Origin of the sequence: Pinirhizobacter soli (assembly GCF_015905305.1) — a bacterium.
Lineage (GTDB): Bacteria > Pseudomonadota > Gammaproteobacteria > Xanthomonadales > Rhodanobacteraceae > Pinirhizobacter > Pinirhizobacter soli.
Map to the genome: position 1 here is coordinate 788,542 of NZ_JADZLQ010000002.1, position 17,819 is coordinate 806,360.

Below are 17,819 nucleotides of genomic sequence, written 5' to 3' on the forward strand. Positions count from 1 at the left end.
GCCCATGATAGCCCGGCCGCCGGGCACACCGGGAGCGACGACGCCGCATTCACCGCCGGGGCGGAATATCGGGCGCATGAGCCTCACCGACTACCGACGCAAGCGGAACTTCGCCAGGACGCGCGAGCCTGCGGCCGAGAGCGCGGTGCCGGCAGGCTCCCGGTCGATCTTCGTCGTGCAGTTGCACCACGCCAGCCGCCGTCATTTCGATTTCCGCCTGCAAGTGGGCAACGCCCTTAAGAGTTGGGCCGTCCCCAAGGGCCCGAGCTACGACCCGGCGGTGAAGCGCCTGGCCGTGGAAGTGGAGGACCACCCCGTGGCCTACGCCGATTTCGAGGGTGACATCGAGGAAGGCTACGGCAAGGGACACGTGGACACTTTCGATCGCGGCGTCTGGTCCACCACTGGCGATGTCGAGGCGCAGCTGCGCAAGGGACATCTTCGTTTCGAACTGTTCGGTGAGCGCCTGAAGGGCGGCTGGCACCTGGTTCGCAGCGGCAAACAGGAGCGCCAGCCGTCGTGGTTCCTGATCAAGGAGAAGGATGCCTATGCCGGCGACGTCGAAGCAGATGACCTACTGGATGCAAAGATGGCCTCGAGCACTCGAAAGGCTTCGAAGAAGAAGGTATCGGTCAAGGCCGCGCGCAAGCAGGCACCGAAGACCCGCGCCGCGCCGCGCGCACCACTGATGAAAAAGGCGGCGGCACTCGAAGGCGCACGCAAGGCCCGGCCGTCGGCTGCTTTCTTCAAACCCGAGCTTGCCACGCTTCACGATGCGCCACCGCAGGGCGATGAGTGGCTCCACGAAGTCAAATGGGATGGCTACCGGATACTCACCACGGTGGTGGGTGGCGAGGTCACCCTGTATTCGCGCAATGGGCTGCAGTGGAACGAGCGACTACCCGACATTGTGGCCGCGGTGCGGGCGCTGGGCCTGGAATCCGCGCGCCTCGACGGTGAGCTGATCGCGCTGGTCGACAGCCGCAGCGACTTCAATGCACTGCAAAAAACCCTTTCAGGCGAAGCCCAGGCGCCGCTGGCGTACATGTTGTTCGACCTTCCCTATTTCGAAGGCCTGGATCTGTCCAAAACGGCATTGGTCGAACGCAAGGAAATCCTTGGGAAGCTTCTCGCGCACCCCCCCAAACACCTTTCTTTCAGCACCCACACCGTCGGCAATGGTGATGAGGTGTTCGCCATGGCCATGGAGCAGAAGCTCGAGGGCATCATCAGCAAGCGGGTGGACGGCGGCTACCGATCTGGCCGAGGCAACGACTGGCTGAAGGTGAAGCGGCTGGAAGCAGACGAATTCGCGGTAGTGGGATATACGCCGCCCAAAGGCAGTCGCACCGGTTTTGGCTCGCTGCTGCTGGCAAGGCCCGATGGCAAGAAAGGCTGGATATATGTGGGCCGCGTAGGCACGGGGTTCTCCGATGCCCAGTTGAAGCAATTGACCAAGACGCTGGCAAAGAAAGGCGTTCCCAAACCGACCGTCACCATCGACGCTATCGATCCACTGTTGCGCGGCGCCTTGTGGGTGCCGCCCACCGCCGTGGCCGAGGTGTACTACCGCGGCATCGGCAACAAGAACCTGTTGCGGCAACCCAGCCTGAAGGGGCTTCGCATGGACAAAAGCACCAAGGACCTTACGAACAGCGACCGGGCCGCGCCGAAGAAGTCAGCCGCTACCCGGTCGGCAAAGGTAACCAAGACTGCACCGGCAAAAGCCACACGAACGGGAAGGGAAGCATCGCCGCGCCGAAAAACCGCCGATATCCCGATCACCCACCCCGACCGTGTGGCCTTTCCGGACGACGGCATCACCAAGCAGGACGTGGTGGATTACTACCGCGCCGTGATGGACTGGTTCCTGCCCGGCGTGATCGGCCGACCGACTTCGGTGATCCGTTGCCCGTCCGGCACCGCCAAGGCCTGTTTCTTCCAGAAGCACATGATGGCCGGCCTGCATCACGTAGGGATGGCCAAGCTCAAGGAGGAAAGCGGTGGCAGCGGTGAATACCTGTATCCCGAAGACGCCGACAGCGTGATCGAGCTGGTGCAGTTCAACGCGCTGGAATTCCATCCGTGGGGATCCACGGTCAAGGACCCCGACCGGGCGACGCGCATCGTTTTCGACCTTGACCCCGGCGACGGGGTGGAATGGAAGCGCGTGGTTGCCGGCGCCCGCACCATACGCAAGCTACTGCAGCAGGCGGGGCTTGAATCCTTCGTGCGCACCACCGGCGGCAAGGGCCTGCACGTGGTTGTGCCGCTCAATCCAGGGTGCACGTGGGACGTGGTCAAATCCTTCGCCCATGGCTTTGCCGACGTCATGGCGCAGATGCATCCATTGGAGTTCATTGCCGTGGCCAGCAAGCGCTCGCGGAAAGGCCTGATCTACCTGGACTACCTGCGCAATGGCCGCGGCGCCACGGCCGTGGCCTCCTATTCCCTTCGTGCGCGCCCAGGCGCGCCGGTCGCGGTACCGCTGCGCTGGGAAGAACTGGGAAAGCTCAGATCCGGCCACGATTTCGATATCCACACCACACCCGCCCGCCTTTCCCGGTTGAAGGGCGACCCCTGGGCCGGCATCGACAAGCTCAGGCAGAATCTCGACGACGTCCACGGCAAGCTTGGAAGCTGATCGCGGGCTTACCGCGTTTTCTTGCCCCGTTTGCCCAGGGCGATGCTTTCCCTCAGGCTAGGCGGGCACTGGTCAGTGGAGAGTTGCGATGCGGGGTGGCTGTCGTACGTTCTGGAGCGCCCTGGCGCTGATGCTTATCGCGCCCGCTGTCATGGCCGCCGATGATGGCCTCGCCACGGCTTACTCCCGGTTACAGCAGGCTGCCGCCGCGCCAGGGCCCATCCACGTGCGCAACGAGCAATTGCGCAGGCTCTACGCCGCCTCCGTTGCACCCCAGCAGACTGTCGGCCACGCGGCCACGGCCACTCCGGCGGACCTGGCCACGCTTTACGATGCCGCCGGCTTCATGGCCACCACGGTCCGCGATACGGCCTACCTGCGCGACATGCAGCTGGATCTTTCTGAACTGCAGCGGCGAAAGCTCGATACCGACGCGGTGTACCAGTCGATGTACGGCGCCCTGGTGATCACCCGCCGCTTCCCCGAGGCGACCACCCTCGCCCGCCGCCATCGCAGCGCGAAGCTCGATGTGTTGCCTCGCCTGGTGGAGTCGGCAGACCTGCGCAAGAGCGGTCCCACGGAACTTGCGTTCTCGCCTGATGGAAAAACCCTCACCCGGCAGCACGTGAACCTGGGCAAGGGCACGAGCATGGTGATTATTGGCGGGCCAAGCGATGCCGCGACCACGGCAGCCATCAGCGCGATCGAGGCCGATCCGAAACTCAGCACCGTCCTGCGCGGCAAGATCACCCTTGTAGCCACACCCACCCCGACCCTGGATGCACCGGCTTTCCTGAAATGGAACGCCACGCACCCGACAACGCCGATGACGCTGGTGTACCGCGAATCGGAATGGACGATGATCACCCACTGGACGATCCCGACGTTCTACGTGCTTGACCGTGGGAAAGTGGTGGCGGTGATACAGGACAAGGAGCCTGAGGCTGTGCGCCAGAAGATTGCCGCCGCGCTGGCTGTGCCTCACCCCCGCTAGATAGGCGGGACAACAGGCATAAAAAAAAGACCGTCGCCGGCCTTTTTTTCTTCGAATTCCACGTTTCCCTTCAAGGGAAAGTGGTGGGCGGTACAAGGATCGAACTTGTGACCCCTACCATGTCAAGGTAGTGCTCTACCGCTGAGCTAACCGCCCGTCGAGCCCGAAATTGTAGCAATTGGCTGGGCGGGGGTGCAAGCGGGGCCCGGCGGCTAGCCCAGGAGGGCCTGGTCCCGAAGCCTGCCGATATCGTCGCGAACCCGCGCCGCGTCCTCGAATTCCAGGTTCTGGGCATGCTTGTACATCTTTGCCTCGAGCTTCTTGATCATGGCAGCGGCCTGGGTCGGCGACAGCCTGCTGTAATCGTCGGCCCGCTGCTCGCCGATTTTCACGTCGCCGGCGTTCTTCTTCCGGCCACGGGTACCGAAGTCGCCGCGGGCACCTTCCATGATGTCGGCGATGCGGCGGACGATCGTGGTGGGGGTGATGCCGTTCGCGATGTTGTACTCGACCTGCTTCTCCCGGCGGCGGGATGTCTCGTCGATAGCCGCCTGCATTGAGCGGGTGACCTTGTCGGCGTAAAGGATCGCCCTGCCCCGCACATTGCGGGCGGCACGGCCGATGGTCTGGATCAATGAGCCGGTCGAACGCAGGAAGCCTTCCTTGTCGGCGTCCAGGATCGCCACCAGCGCCACCTCGGGCATGTCCAGACCCTCGCGCAGCAGGTTGATGCCCACCAGTACATCGAAATTCCCCAAGCGAAGATCGCGGATGATCTCAGTGCGCTCCACTGTCTCGATATCCGAATGCAGGTAGCGCACTTTTACGTCGTGCTCGCCGAGGTAATCGGTAAGGTTCTCGGACATGCGTTTGGTAAGCGTGGTTACCAGCACGCGGTCGCCCATGGCCACCACCTTCTTGATCTCGCCGAGCAGGTCGTCCACTTGCGTGCGCACGGGACGAATTTCAACTTCCGGATCGATCAAGCCCGTCGGACGCACCACCAGCTCCACCACCGCATCACCGGAGTGCTGTATTTCGTAGGAAGCAGGCGTGGCCGAGACGTAGATCGCGCGCGGCGCGCGGCGCTCCCACTCATCGAATTTCAGCGGCCGGTTGTCCATCGCCGAAGGCAGGCGGAAACCGAATTCCACCAGGGTTTCCTTGCGCGAGCGGTCGCCCTTGTACATGGCGCCCAGCTGCGGGATGGTGACGTGGGACTCGTCCACCACCAAGAGCGCATCGGGCGGCAGGTAATCGAATAGCGTCGGCGGAGGCTCGCCCGCGGAACGGCGGGTCATGTGGCGGGAATAATTCTCGATGCCCTGGCAGAAACCCACCTCGGCCATCATCTCAAGGTCGAAGCGCGTGCGCTGCTCCAGGCGCTGGGCTTCCACCAGCTTGTTTTCCCGATAGAGGAATTCCAGGCGGTCCTTCAATTCGTCCTTGATCGTCTCGATGGCGTTCAACACGCTCTGCCGGGTGCTGGCGTAATGCGTCTTCGGGTACACCGTGTAGCGCGGCACCTGTCGCACCACTTCGCCGGTGAGTGGATCGAAGATCGACAGCCGCTCCACGTCGCCGTCGAACAGTTCGATGCGCAGGGCTTCGGAATCCGATTCGGCCGGGAACACATCGACGATCTCGCCGCGCACGCGGTACGTGCCGCGCCGGAAATCCATCTCGTTGCGGGTGTACTGCAATTCGGTGAGCTGGCGGATCAGCGCGCGTTGGTCGACATGTTCGCCCTTGGCGATGATCAGGCGCAGCTTCAGGTAATCGTCCGGATCGCCCAGGCCGTAAATGGCCGACACCGTGGCCACGATCAACGCGTCGTCGCGTGAGAGAAGTGCCTTGGTCGCCGCCAGCCGCATCTGTTCGATGTGGTCATTGATGCTCGAATCCTTCTCGATGAAGGTATCGGACGCCACCACATAGGCTTCGGGCTGGTAGTAGTCGTAGTAGCTGACGAAATACTGCACGGAATTGTGCGGGAAGAATTCGCGGAACTCCCCGTACAACTGGGCGGCCAGGGTCTTGTTCGGTGCCAGCACCAGGGTGGGCTTCTGCACGTTCTGGATGAGATTGGCGATGGTGAAGGTCTTGCCCGAGCCCGTCACGCCCAGCAGGGTCTGGCCGGCAAGGCCGGCATCAAAACCCTCGGTGAGGCGGCGGATGGCATCGGGCTGGTCGCCCGACGGCTGGTAGGGCGAGACGAGCTGGAAGCGGTCGGTCATCGTAGCCAGATGGGGACGCGGCCCTACATCTTAAATGGATAGCGCCTAGGAGGCGTGTAGAGCCACGGGCAGTCCCATGGGCAGCCTGCGCCGATGGCGGGTCGGCCGGGACCGGGCCGACGATGGCGTTCATGTGCATGCCCTCCCACACCAGCAAGGCCGTCACGCTCGTGGAGCTGCTGGCTACGCTCGCCGTGATGGCCATCCTGACCATCGTAGCGACGCCGAGCCTGGCTTCCCTGATTCAACGCACGCGGGTACGCAGCCAGACCGACGCCCTTCTTGCCACATTCGCCCTGGCCCGTTCGGAAGCCGTCATGCGGGGAATCCCGATCATCGTATGCCCGGGCAGGCACGGAACCGCCTGTGATCGCACCGCAAGCTGGCACGAGGGCTGGTTCGCGGCCCTCGACCCGCATCGCAATGCCCGGCGGCTTGGCACGACAATCTGGGTGGAACAGGGCACGGGGAACCCTTCCGTCCGGGGCCTGGGCACCCGCCCCTACAGCCGGTTCTATCCGGACGGTACGTCCCGCGGGCACAATCTCACCATCGTGTTCTGCACGGTGGGCAAGCCCGATAGCGCCCAGGCGGTGGTGCTGGCCACCAGTGGCCGCGCGCGCCAGCAGGGAAAACACACGACCCATGCGCAGGCCTGCGCCCAAACGCCCTTCGCGGGTTCTTGACAGCCTTCGGCGTCCAAATCAAAATACGCGACTCCCCGCCCGAATAGCTCAGCTGGTTAGAGCACTTGACTGTTAATCAGGGGGTCGTTGGTTCGAGTCCAACTTCGGGCGCCAGATACAAAAAAGGCCATGCAGCGATGCATGGCCTTTTCTTTTGCGCCCGGAACTACTTTCCGACCAGGACCGAAGTTCCAGAAGGAACGATGTAGCAGGCTTTCGCCGCCTTGCAGGCATCGGCGTTGATCGTGGCGATGGTGACCGCCGAATACTGCTCGATCGTCATGCCCAGCTTGTTGCGGTAGGCGTTGTCCGCCTCCGCCCGGGCTTCCTGTTCCTTGGCGCGCTGTTCCTCGGCAACGGTCGCCGCCACAAGGGTCTTCTGGCGCTGTTGCTGGGCGGCCGTCTCGTTCATCTGCTTGAGCACGTCCTCGTTCGGACGGGCGCGACCCAGGGTGACATCGAGGATTTCAACCGGCAATCCGCGCTCCTTGACCAGGGTCCGGATGGCGCTCGTCACTTCTTTATCCACGGTGGACGCGGTGCTCGGGTTCGACATCATGTCGCTCATCGTTTGCCCCTTCACCGCTTCCCGGACGATGCTGGCGTACTGGCTCTGCACGTTGTTCTTGAACCAGTTGGTAGCGCCATATTTTTCGATCAGCTTTACCGAATCGGTGATGCGGTACTGCAGTGCCGTATCGAAGTCCAGGAGGATGTTGTCCTTCGAACTGAAGTCGTCGAAGGTGACATGCACCGTCTGCGGCGTGATGACCACGTTGATGTCATTGGTGCTGGCCCAGGTGATGATTCGACCTTCCTTGACGGGCTCCGGGCGGACGCCGCCATGCCCGAACAGGTAGGGTTTGTCCACCAGCACCGACTCCGTACCGGGATCGACTGAAACAACATTGCAACCGGTCAGGCCGGCAAGCAGGGAGACAACAAGGAATACAGGCAACACCTTTGTCATGGTCCATCCTCTGGAAAGAAAAGTAGCGCCCGAAAGGCGCCTAGAAAGCCGGCAACAAAGCCCACCCATGATGCACAAGATTCAGGCCATTTGGCGCTCGAGTCGGCCGACGCGCTGGTCAAGGCGGTCGATGCGTTGGTCCAGGGTCTCCACCCTTTCATCGAGCCGGTCGACCTTGCTCTCAAGCCTGGCCATCGACACGCGCATGTCGCCAAGTGCCTCGAAGATGCGGAAAAGCACTTCTGAATGATCGCGCGGAGGAGCGTCGGCAGGGCGGGACAGGGAGGCGAGGCCCTCTCGTCTTTGGGTGGGCAGCCAGGCGGGCGCAAGCCCGGCCGGTCATGTTGCGGTTTCTGATCCTGGCTGCCTGCCACCATTTTCGTGGCTGGAACATACGCGACTAGGCCACGATGTGGCGTGCGTCGCCGCGCTAACCCGCCCTACCTGACGACGATGAAGGAGACGGTGCTTCTGGCACGGCCGGTGCGGCTTGCGCCGGCTGGGTCGACTGCGACAAAGCCGCCGTACCCTCGGCATCCAGGGCAAAACTGACATTCCCCCCCGAAGCCACCGACGTCTGCACGTCGGACTTCCCACCCGAACACGTCCCGCGTTGCTCAAGCGAAACATCATGGTTCCCCGCCGGCACGTGGAACACCACGCGCTCTCCGATCTCTATCTGCCCGGCCACCTTGTTGTCGATATAGATCGCGTTCGAACAACCACCGCCGAACACGCCGTTGGCACGTTCGAAGGTGAGGGTGGCATCGCCGTCGGTGGGCAATTGGTAGAGATATAGGCGGCTCGCGGTGGCGTCACGGATGGTGTCGTCGTGGGTGATGCAGCCGGCGAGCGTGGCGATGGCGAGGGTAAGGGCGATGCGTTGCATGGCGGGGCTCCTGGCACCGGGATCACCCGCCAAGCATGCCCCGCCCGCCGTCGACCGCGGGTGAACTCAGGCCGCCTCGGCCACCACCCGGTAGCACGGCACATACGCCGACCCACCCGGCAACTTCATGCGGTGCTGCACCACGAAGGCCTTCAGGAGGTTGTCCAGGTTACGCATGATCTCCGCCTCCCCATCGATCACGAACGGACCATGGGCTTCGATCGCTTTCACGCCCTCATCTTTCACGTTGCCTGCCACGATGCCCGAGAACGCACGGCGCAGGTCCGCCGCCAGTTCGTGCCGCGGGCGGCCGCGACGCAGGTTCAGGGCGGCCATTGCCTCGTGCGTGGGACGGAACGGCTGCTGGAACGGCAGCGGCACATGCAGCGACCAGTTGAAGAAGAAGGCGTCCTTGGTGTCCAGGCGATGGTTGCGCACCTTCTCGATGCCACGCTGCATCACGTGCGCCACGGCGGTGGGGTTGTCCACGATGATCTGGTAGTGCTTGGCCACGTCGTCGCCGAGGGTCAGGCGCAGGAACTGGTCGATCTGCTCGAAGTAGGCGGCCGAATCCTTAGGTCCGGTGAAAATCAGCGGGAACGGCGCGCCGGCATTGTCCGGGTGCAGCAGGATGCCCAGCAGGTACAGGATCTCCTCGGCGGTGCCCACGCCGCCCGGGAACACGATGATGCCGTGGCCCATGCGGACGAAGGCCTCCAGGCGCTTCTCGATGTCCGGCATGATCACCAGGTTGTTGACGATCGGGTTCGGCGACTCCGCGGCAATGATGCCGGGCTCGGTAATGCCGATGTAGCGGTTGTGGCGCCGGCGCTGCTTGGCGTGGGCGATGTTCGCGCCCTTCATCGGACCCTTCATCGCACCCGGGCCGCAACCGGTGCAGATGTCCATGCCGCGCAGACCCAGCTGGTAGCCCACGCGTTTGGTGTACTCGTATTCATCGCGCGAGATGGAATGGCCGCCCCAGCACACCACCAGGTTCGGATCCACCTGGGGCTTGAGCATCCGCGCGTTGCGCAGGATCTCGAATACCGCATGGGTAATGCCCACGGTGTCGTCCAGGTCGAAGTTGCCGCTTTCCAGCTGCGCCGACACGTAAACGATGTCGCGGACCACGGCCACCAGCAGCTCGTTGATGCCGCGGATAATGTGGCCATCCACGAAGGCCTGTTCGGGCGCGTTGGAAAGCTCGATCTTGATGCCGCGGTCCTGCTGCAGCACCTGGATGTCGAAGTCGGGATATTGCTCGAACATCGAGCGCGGATCGTCGCCGATATTCCCGGAGGTGAGAACAGCCAGCGCGCAGCGGCGCAGCATCATATGCAGGCCCGACCCGCTGGCGTCGCGAAGGCGCGCCACCTCGTTGCGGGAGAGGATATCCAGCCCACCGGCCGGGGAGATGCGCGCGCTTACCGTGCGCAGGGGGCCGGTAACGCCGGCAACGTGATCGTTCATGGATGGTTCCTCAGGTCAGCCGTTTAGCTTGGCGCGGCGGGGGCGCCAAGGTCAAGGATCGGCCAAAAAAAACCGGCACCCTCGCGGGCGCCGGCCTTAAGTCGTACAAAACGTAACTTCTTAGAACGTGTAGCGGACGGTGGCCAGGATCGACCAGCGGGACACCGGGTTGGCCTTGGTGGCGCTGTTGTCGGTCGGGGCGTCGTAGAACGTCTTCAGGCCCGGCTGGTAGTTGCCGTTGGCATCGGTGGGCAGCTTGTAGATGTACTTGCCGTCCGCGCCAACGCCAGCATAGTCGGCCAGGCTCCGGGTGTACGGGAAGCCAACGTAGTCCTGCTGACCCCAGTGCTTGTTCATCAGATTCAGCACGTTGTAGAAGTCGAGGCGGAACTCGCCCTTGTTGCCGCGGAAGAAGCCCGGGATTTCCTGGCTGATGGAAAGGTCCAGCTGGTTCACCCAGGCCGATACCGCACCGTTGCGACGAACCACCTTGCCCTGCTTGTGCTTAAGGTAGTCGTCGTGCTGGATGTAGTCGTAGAACTGGTCGACGACCTTCTGCGCGGTGCCGGCGGCAAAGTTCACGTCGCCGCGGTTCGGGATGTAAGCCAGGTCGCCACGGTAGCTGTCGCCATTGGCGTCGGTACCGAACACCCAGCTGTACGGCACGCCGCTGTGGCCATCGTAGAACGCACTGATGGTGGTGGCGTAGTCGCCGAAGAAGTTATGCGACCAGGCCAGCGAAGCATTCAGGCGCTGGGAGATGTTGGTGTTGGACGTGGAGGCCACGTTCTCGTTGACGTTGTACCAGGCGCTGTTGCTGAAGTTGGAGGTGGCCTGGCTGGAGGTGCCCGGATTCACTTCCGTGGCGTGCGCCGCGGTGGCCGCGATCGACGCTGACCAGCCATCGGCAAACGGCTTGGAGAACGACAGCGTGATGGCGTCGGACTGGCCCTTGTCGGTGTTGAGCAGTTCCGTCACGCCCTGGGCGAAGCGGCCGTCAGCACGCGAACGCGCCAGCGCCGATGCGGTGTTGCCCACGGAGTTGACCGCGCCCGTGCAGGTGGCACCCGTCGAGCCGCCGACCGGCGTGGCGCCGCCGATGCAACCGTTGTAGGTGAAGCGGCCATCGGGAAGGATGCCCGTCGGCGAGCCGATGTTGAGGTTGTTGTAGTAGAACGCGTTACGCGTCTGCAGGTGCTGCCATTCCAGCGTGCCGATGATGCCCATCCAGGGCAGCTCGCGATCAAACGCCAGCGACGACTTCCACACGCTGGGAAGCTGGAAATCAGGCGCAACCGTATCGACGGCCATCTGCGGCAGCACGCCGGCACCGGAGGTGTTCTGGTTGTGCGGATCGGAGCTGAAAGCCGGGCACGGCACCGTCTGCTTGCCGAGCGAGCACTGGCCATTGGGCAGGCGCTCGTAGTGGTAGGTGACGATGTTGATGCCGTTGTTCTGGTACGGATTGGTCATCCACACCGTGGGCGGGCTGGACTGGAACAGGCCCACGCCGCCACGCAACTGCGTCTGGTAGTCGCTGTCGAACTTGTAGTTGAACGACAGGCGCGGCTCGACCAGCTTGCTGCCGTTGATCGTGGTCGCGTTGCTGAAGCCGAACTTCTGCTGGAAGGTGGCGTTGTACAGCGGCTTGTCGTCGGTGGCGTAGCGGTTGACGCGGAAGCCGTAATGCAGCGACAGGTTTTCCGTGGCCTGCCAGGTGTCCTGCAGGAAGAACGTGTACTGCTTCAGCTCCCACTTGGCGGCGATGTCGCCCAGGGAATAGCCCGGCGCCGGCTGGTACAGGTCGTACGTGTTGTACGCACCGGTGTTCAGGCCGTTGATGCCGTAGAAGGTGTACGACCCGAACTCCGTGCGACCGAACAGGTTGTAGATGCTGTTGCGCTCGAACTCCACGCCGCCCTTCACCGTGTGGTCGCCCAGGTACAGCGTGCCAGCCCAGAAGGCGTTGAAGGTGCGCACGCGCGCCGCGTTGTAATGGCTGAACTGGTCTTCGCCCAGGTTCACCGTGGGGCCGGAAGCAGTACCGGCGTTGTTCACGCGCACGGTGAGCATCGGCTGCTGCGCGTCGACCGAACGGAACAGGTCGAAGTCGGAGTAACCGAGCTTGGTCTCGGTCGAGAACACATCGTTCCAGTCGTCGAACAACTGCAGCGTGTAGTTCTTGATGTTGGTGTTGGTGGTGTACCAGTAGCTGGAAAGGCCAATGGTGCTGGCGCCGTTACCCTGCGGGTTGGGCTTGGTTTCCTTGGTCTGCTGGTAGGCGAAGCTGGCGCGGTGGCCGTCGGTGATGTTCCAGTCGATCTTGCCCAGGTAGCGCTTGTCGATCAGGTCGCCGCCGTTGGCGTTGATGGTGCCCGGCTGCAGGCCCAGGCCGTTGGCGGCGGCGACGATGCGGTTGAGGTCGCCGGTGGACACCTTGTTGCTGTTGGAATTGGCGATGGTCGGATCAAGGCCGGTGGCCGCGCCCGAGGACAGACCGGTGATCTCTTCCTTCTCGTAGCTGCCGAAGAAGAACAGCTTGTCCTTGATGATCGGGCCGCCGAAGGTGGCACCGGCCGTCCAGTTCTTGTCGAACTCGGTGTAGTCGCGGTTCTGCTTCAGCCAGCCGGCTTCGCCGACCATCTTGTCCGCGCTCTTGAACGCGTAGTACACCGAGCCGTGGAAGTCGTTGGTGCCGCTCTTGGTCACCGCGTTCACTTCGGCGCCGACGGAGTCGGAGATCACGTCGTAATTCGCGGTCGAGATGTTGTAGCCCTCGATCGTGTCCACCGATACCGGCGAGCCGACGGTGGGCAGGCCGCTACCGTTCAGGCCGAACGGATCGCCTACGCCAATGCCGTCCACTTTCAGGCTGTTCAGGCGGGCATTCTGGCCGTTTGCCGAGATCGCGCCGGTACCGTGGTCGACGTTGACGCGCGGATCAAGGCGGGCGACGTCGGCGATGTTGCGGCTGGGGGCGGGCTGCATCTTCAGCGCGCGTGCGCCGACGTTGGTGCCCAGGCCCGTGTTGTCGGAGCTGAAGGTGCCGCCGACGGCGGAAACGCTCACGGCGGCCAGCTGCGTGGCTTCCTGCTGCGCCGTGGCGCCCAGGGTGAGGTTCACCGGGGTGTCGGTACCCAGGCCCAGGAATACGTTGTCCTGGCGGGACTGGGCGCTACCGCCCTCCTTCGTGGCCGTGACATCGTACGGACCGCCCACGCGCATGCCCTGCACCGAGTAACGGCCAGCGGCATCAGTGGTGGTGACCTTGGTGGTGCCCGAAGGCTCGTGCACGATCTGCACGGTGGCGCCGACGACCGGATTACCGGAGGCATCGACGATGCGGCCACTCATGGTGGAGGAGGTCTCCTGGGCCATGACCTGAGTCGTGGCAAGGAGGGTACCGATGGCAAGAGGCAGGAGTTTGGCGCGGATTCGGCTATTCATTAACGATCGACCCTGTGGCTCGCAAGGAAAAACGAAAAAAGCACGCACGACCTCTCCCGTGTGACACCGGGAAGAAACCGCAAGTTATTGATTCCCCAACTTAAAACAATGATTTGACCCCACCGCGCATGACGGCGGGGCTAGTTGTTAAAGTTACTTTAACGAGATTCTATGACAGGTTCGTAACAAATTCACGTCGTCACGACGAAATTCGCAGGTATTTTTCTAACCGCCGTTATTCCTTGCCGAGATAACGCGCTTTCTTGGCAGGCTTGAGCGAATTGAGATCCAGCATCACCAGGCCATCGACGCAGCCGGAAAATCCGGGATCTTCGCCGAAACCGAGGAATTGCACCCCGGTTGGGTCGACAAGGTCGACGTACTGCCGGTAAAGCACCGGCAAGGTCTGGCCCAGTGCATCCAGGCGATTCTTCAACCGGACCAGGCCGGTGGCCGCGTCCAGGCCCGCAAGTTCCGCGCGGACGCCGTCGCTCACTTCGGGAGAAATCACGAATGGCTGGCGTGCCGAAGCCAGCCCCGGGGCGCCGAAATAGTGCTCGTGCGCCGCGGCGATCCACTCCCGGGCCTCGCGCGGCATGCTCACCGACATGCTGACCGGTCCGAACATGTAGCGCAGACCCCGGTGGCGCTGCAGGTACATGCCGATGCCCTGCCACAGCTGGTCGAGGGCACGGGAGCGCCAGTAGGCCGGTGCAATGAAGCTGCGGCCCAATTCCAGGCCCTGCGCCAGGCGGGATTCCAGAGCCGGGGAATAATCGAACAGGCTCGAGGTATACAGGCCCGCGATGCCGCGTTCGGGAATGATCGTCGAACCATTGCCGAAGCGGTAAGCCCCGACGATGCGCAGGGTTTTGGGATCCCACAGCACCAGGTGTTCGTAATGGGCGTCGTAGACATCGAGGTCGCGACGCAGGCCCGTACCCTCGCCTACCCGGCGGAAGGTGAGTTCGCGCAGGCGACCGATCTCGCGCAAGGCGGCGCTGTCGGGCGAGCCCTGCAGCAGGAGGGCCTGCTTGCCGTCACTGAGTTCGCCCATCAGCTCGGCCTTGGTAAGGTCGGCCACGATGCGCTCTGTGGGTTCCGGGTGCGCCAGGGGCGCCTGGCCGCCGAAGATCAGGCCGCGCCGGTTGCCCAGGCGGTAGACATGGCGGCGCATCAGCTTGGCGGCTTGCTCCGGCGAGCCGCCGCTGCGCTCTTTGAGTTCTTCCACGCCCACCGAGGCACCGATGGTGAAGCCTATGCGCTGGCCGCGCGGCGAGGTGGCCTCGCGCGGCAGCATGGCGGTGGAAAGCGGCTTGGCCAGCATCGACAGCCCGTAGAACGCGGCGCTGTTGCGGGCGGAAACGTGGATGGGCAATACCGGCGGCGGGGTAATTTTCTGGCCACGGATGCTATCGCGCAGGGCGATGCGGGCGAAGCCGTCGTTCCACTTGCCGTCGCGCACGCGGCCGCCGCGCAGGCGGGACACTTCGCCCGCCGGGAAAATGATCAGGGCCTGGCCTTCTTCGAGCGCGCGGAACACATTGCGCATGCTCGAGCGGGCGCCCTTGCCGAACACATCCACCGGCAACAGCAGGTGGCCCAATTCCGGCACTGCGGAAAGTGCATCGTTGCCCAGGATGCGCACGTCCTGACGGACCGAGCCGATCAGGCTGATAAGCGCCAGGGCGTCGGTCATGCCAAGCGGATGGTTGGCTACTACCAGCAGCGGGCCTTCGACGGGGATGTTTTCCCGCTCGCGCTCATCGACGCGGTAGCTCACGTGCAGGTGGTCGAGGGTCCGTTCGACGAAGGCGAAACCGGTGGCCGGGGCCACGGTGCGCAACGTATGGTTGAAGCGCTCTTCGTGGGCCAGGCGTTCAAGCATCGCGGCAATGGGACGCAGGATCCGCGGATGCTTTTCGAGCCACGGCAGGCGATCGGTCAGGGCCTGTTCGACTTTGAGCATGATGGGTTCCCTCGTGTGGCGCTCATGCTGGTAGCCAAGTATGACAGGCCGGTGAAAGGAAACGCATGAATGCGTTTCAAATCCCCCTAGGTGGCGATATGCAGGTAGGCGGTGAGCCCGCTGAGGAACATCTGCACTGAAAGAGCGATCAGCAGCATGCCCATCAGGCGCTCAAGCGCCGTCAGCACGCTTTCGCCCAGCCAGCGGAACAGGAAGGTGGAACTGAGCAGAATCAGCGCCACGCCCAGCCAGGCGGCGAACAGGGCCAGGCCCCACTCCGCCGTGCGGCCGGGCTGGGAATTGGTCAACAGCAGCAGCGCCGCCATCGCCGAAGGGCCAGCGACGCCAGGAATGGCCATCGGCACGATGAAGGGCTCGCCCTCGCCCGTCGCGCCAAAGATGCCGCCTTCGACTGGAGGGAACACCATGCGGATGCCGATCAGGAACAACACGATGCCGCCAGCAATGCCCACTGATTCAGGCCGCAATTGCAGCAACTTCAGGATGTACTGACCGCCCAGCAGGAAGGCCACCAGCACCGCCAGGGCGATCAACAGCTCCCGCACCATCACGTAGCGGCGGCGCTTGGGCGGAACGTTCTTGAGCAGGGCCAGGAACAACGGGATGTTGCCCAGCGGATCCATGATCAGGAACAAAAGGATGCCTGCCGAAAGCGTGGTCATCTGGGCTTCCACGCGTGCGATTCCTTTTAGGCCGGAGTGGAACGAAGGTCGAGCGCGGCGCCGCGGGCAAAGCCGCCGGCAGCGGAAAGCAGTGCGACGATGGCCGAGGCTGTGCCGTCGGGCGTCGGGTGCTTGAGGGTGTCTTCGCCAAAATACGCCTCGCGGCGCAGGGCCGTGCGCATCGGTGCAGGCAACACCGCATGCACGCGCATCGCACCCTTGTCGTGTTCCTGGTGCAGGATCGCCGCCAATCGTTCGAGCCCGGCCTTCGATACGCCGTAGCCGCCCCAATGGGCACGCGAGGTGAGATCGGCATCGTCCAGTACGAACACCACGGCACTGTCGGCGGACTTCGCCAGCCACGGCAGGCAGGCCTGGGTAAGTGCAAAAGGCGCCGCCACGTTTACCTGCTGCGCGCGCAGGAAATCATCCGGCTTGTGCTGGGACAGCGGGGTAAGCCCACCGAAATGCGCGGCGGCATGGACCAGACCATCCAGACGGCCAAACTCGTTGCCGATGCCATCGGCGATGGCCTCGAAATCCGTCGGGGTGGCCGATTCAAGATCCATCGGCACGATCAGCGGTTCGCCAAGGCCGATGCTTTTCAATTCGTCGTAGAGCTTTTCGAGGAAGCGCACGCGTCGACCGGCGAGGATCACCGTGGCACCGGCTCGCATGCACGCACGCGCCACGGCACTGCCCAATCCGCCGGTGGCGCCTGTGACCATCACCACGCGTCCGGTGAGGTCGCCCTCCGGCAGCGTTGCCGGAAGCGTAACCAGAGGCAGCGCGCTCACGGGTCGCTGACCGCGACGTCGGCAGCCATGCGCTTTAATTCACCAGCCGCATGCAAGTCTTCGACGATGTCGCAACCGCCGATCAGTTCACCTTGCAGGAACACCTGCGGGAACGTGGGCCAGTTGGAAAATTTCGGAAGACTGGCACGGATCTCGGGATCTTCAAGCACATTGACGGCATGATAGACGGCGCCGGCAGCTTCCAGCGCCTGCACGGCACGACTTGAGAACCCGCACATCGGGAACTGGGGCGTGCCCTTCATGAAGATCACGATGGGATGGCCGGCCACGATGGCCTTGATTCGCGCGACGGCGTCCATAGAAAAGATTCATCATTCACTAGCACGGATTTGGCTATTGTAGCAGTTCGGCCCGGCCCCACTGGCTAAGTCCCCCACGTTTCTTCCCAGCCACCGCTAAGGAGCAAATCATGGCGATCGAGCTTCCCCCGCTTCCCTACGAAAAGAATGCCCTCGAACCGCACATCTCGGCCGAGACGCTCGAATACCACTACGGCAAGCATCACCAGGCCTACGTGACCAACTTGAATAACCTGATCAAGGGGACCGAGTTCGAGAACGCCGCCCTGGAAGACATCATCAAGAAGTCGTCCGGTGGCATCTTCAACAACTCCGCCCAGATCTGGAACCACACCTTCTACTGGCACTCGATGAGCCCCAAGGGCGGCGGCAATCCGTCCGGCAAGCTCAGCGATGCCATCGACAAAGCCTTCGGCTCCTTCGATGCCTTCAAGGCAGAATTCACCAAAAGCGCAGTAGGCAACTTCGGCTCCGGCTGGACCTGGCTGGTACAACGCACCGACGGCAGCCTAGCCATCGTCAACACCTCAAACGCCGCAACCCCCATCACCGGCAGCGACAAACCCCTCTTCACCGCCGACGTCTGGGAACACGCCTACTACATCGACTACCGCAACGCCCGCCCCAAATACGTCGAGGCCTTCTGGAACCTCGTCAACTGGGAGTTCGCCGCTTCGAACCTCGCATAAGGGGTGAGGGGTGGGAGGGGG

14 protein-coding genes and 2 tRNA genes are annotated in these 17,819 nt (G+C 63.3%); 5 read left to right on the forward strand and 11 right to left on the reverse strand.

The features are described 5' to 3' along the window. The first annotated feature begins 76 nt into the window (after positions 1-76). Both ligD and NDK18_RS13410 read left to right on the forward strand, forming a co-directional pair. A complete protein-coding gene (ligD, locus tag NDK18_RS13405) occupies positions 77-2,644 on the forward strand; it encodes a DNA ligase D (protein ID WP_250628022.1) in 2,568 nt (855 codons plus the stop codon). A gap of 88 nt (positions 2,645-2,732) precedes the next feature. Further along, entirely contained in the window at positions 2,733-3,638 is a 906-nt protein-coding gene (locus NDK18_RS13410) for a hypothetical protein (protein WP_250628023.1), read from the forward strand. 81 nt (positions 3,639-3,719) lie between these two features. Here NDK18_RS13410 and NDK18_RS13415 read toward each other — a convergent pair. Together NDK18_RS13415 and uvrB are read right to left on the reverse strand one after the other, a co-directional pair. Continuing rightward, positions 3,720-3,794, reverse strand: a tRNA-Val gene (locus tag NDK18_RS13415). Positions 3,795-3,850: 56 nt separating this feature from the next. After that, positions 3,851-5,875, reverse strand: coding sequence for an excinuclease ABC subunit UvrB (gene uvrB / locus NDK18_RS13420; RefSeq protein ID WP_250624024.1), 2,025 nt, complete (start codon positions 5,873-5,875; stop codon positions 3,851-3,853). Between the two features lie 137 nt (positions 5,876-6,012). Between uvrB and NDK18_RS13425 the strand changes: the two genes are divergently transcribed. Then, complete coding sequence (locus NDK18_RS13425) at positions 6,013-6,561, forward strand: GspH/FimT family pseudopilin (protein ID WP_250624025.1); 549 nt, start codon at positions 6,013-6,015, stop codon at positions 6,559-6,561. Between the two features lie 37 nt (positions 6,562-6,598). Beyond that, positions 6,599-6,675 (forward strand) — tRNA-Asn (locus tag NDK18_RS13430). A 52-nt stretch (positions 6,676-6,727) separates the two neighbouring features. Here the strand turns inward: NDK18_RS13430 and NDK18_RS13435 are convergent. The 9 genes from NDK18_RS13435 to grxD form a co-directional block, all read right to left on the reverse strand. Beyond that, entirely contained in the window at positions 6,728-7,531 is an 804-nt protein-coding gene (locus NDK18_RS13435) for an SPFH domain-containing protein (RefSeq protein WP_250628024.1), read from the reverse strand. Positions 7,532-7,612: 81 nt separating this feature from the next. Further along, positions 7,613-7,771: a biogenesis of lysosome-related organelles complex 1 subunit 2 gene (locus tag NDK18_RS13440; protein WP_250628025.1), complete on the reverse strand. Its 159-nt coding sequence runs from the start codon at positions 7,769-7,771 to the stop codon at positions 7,613-7,615. 190 nt (positions 7,772-7,961) lie between these two features. Beyond that, the gene (locus NDK18_RS13445) at positions 7,962-8,420 is read right to left on the reverse strand and encodes a DUF2846 domain-containing protein (RefSeq protein ID WP_250628026.1); all 459 of its coding nucleotides are present in this window, start codon (positions 8,418-8,420) and stop codon (positions 7,962-7,964) included. Positions 8,421-8,486: 66 nt separating this feature from the next. After that, complete coding sequence (ppnN, locus tag NDK18_RS13450) at positions 8,487-9,893, reverse strand: nucleotide 5'-monophosphate nucleosidase PpnN (RefSeq protein ID WP_250624029.1); 1,407 nt, start codon at positions 9,891-9,893, stop codon at positions 8,487-8,489. A gap of 120 nt (positions 9,894-10,013) precedes the next feature. After that, the gene (locus NDK18_RS13455; RefSeq protein ID WP_250624030.1) at positions 10,014-13,340 is read right to left on the reverse strand and encodes a TonB-dependent receptor; all 3,327 of its coding nucleotides are present in this window, start codon (positions 13,338-13,340) and stop codon (positions 10,014-10,016) included. Positions 13,341-13,575: 235 nt separating this feature from the next. Then, the gene (olsF, locus tag NDK18_RS13460; RefSeq protein WP_250628027.1) at positions 13,576-15,309 is read right to left on the reverse strand and encodes a bifunctional ornithine lipid synthase OlsF; all 1,734 of its coding nucleotides are present in this window, start codon (positions 15,307-15,309) and stop codon (positions 13,576-13,578) included. 86 nt (positions 15,310-15,395) lie between these two features. Next, the gene (locus NDK18_RS13465) at positions 15,396-15,992 is read right to left on the reverse strand and encodes a YhgN family NAAT transporter (RefSeq protein WP_250624444.1); all 597 of its coding nucleotides are present in this window, start codon (positions 15,990-15,992) and stop codon (positions 15,396-15,398) included. A 26-nt stretch (positions 15,993-16,018) separates the two neighbouring features. Then, complete coding sequence (locus NDK18_RS13470) at positions 16,019-16,789, reverse strand: SDR family NAD(P)-dependent oxidoreductase (RefSeq protein ID WP_250628028.1); 771 nt, start codon at positions 16,787-16,789, stop codon at positions 16,019-16,021. Next, entirely contained in the window at positions 16,786-17,109 is a 324-nt protein-coding gene (gene grxD / locus NDK18_RS13475; protein WP_250624032.1) for a Grx4 family monothiol glutaredoxin, read from the reverse strand. The genes NDK18_RS13470 and grxD overlap by 4 nt, the downstream gene beginning before the upstream one ends. A gap of 110 nt (positions 17,110-17,219) precedes the next feature. Here grxD and sodB point away from each other — a divergent pair, with 110 nt between their 5' ends. Further along, positions 17,220-17,798, forward strand: coding sequence for a superoxide dismutase [Fe] (gene sodB / locus NDK18_RS13480; protein ID WP_250624033.1), 579 nt, complete (start codon positions 17,220-17,222; stop codon positions 17,796-17,798). Positions 17,799-17,819: the final 21 nt, after the last annotated feature.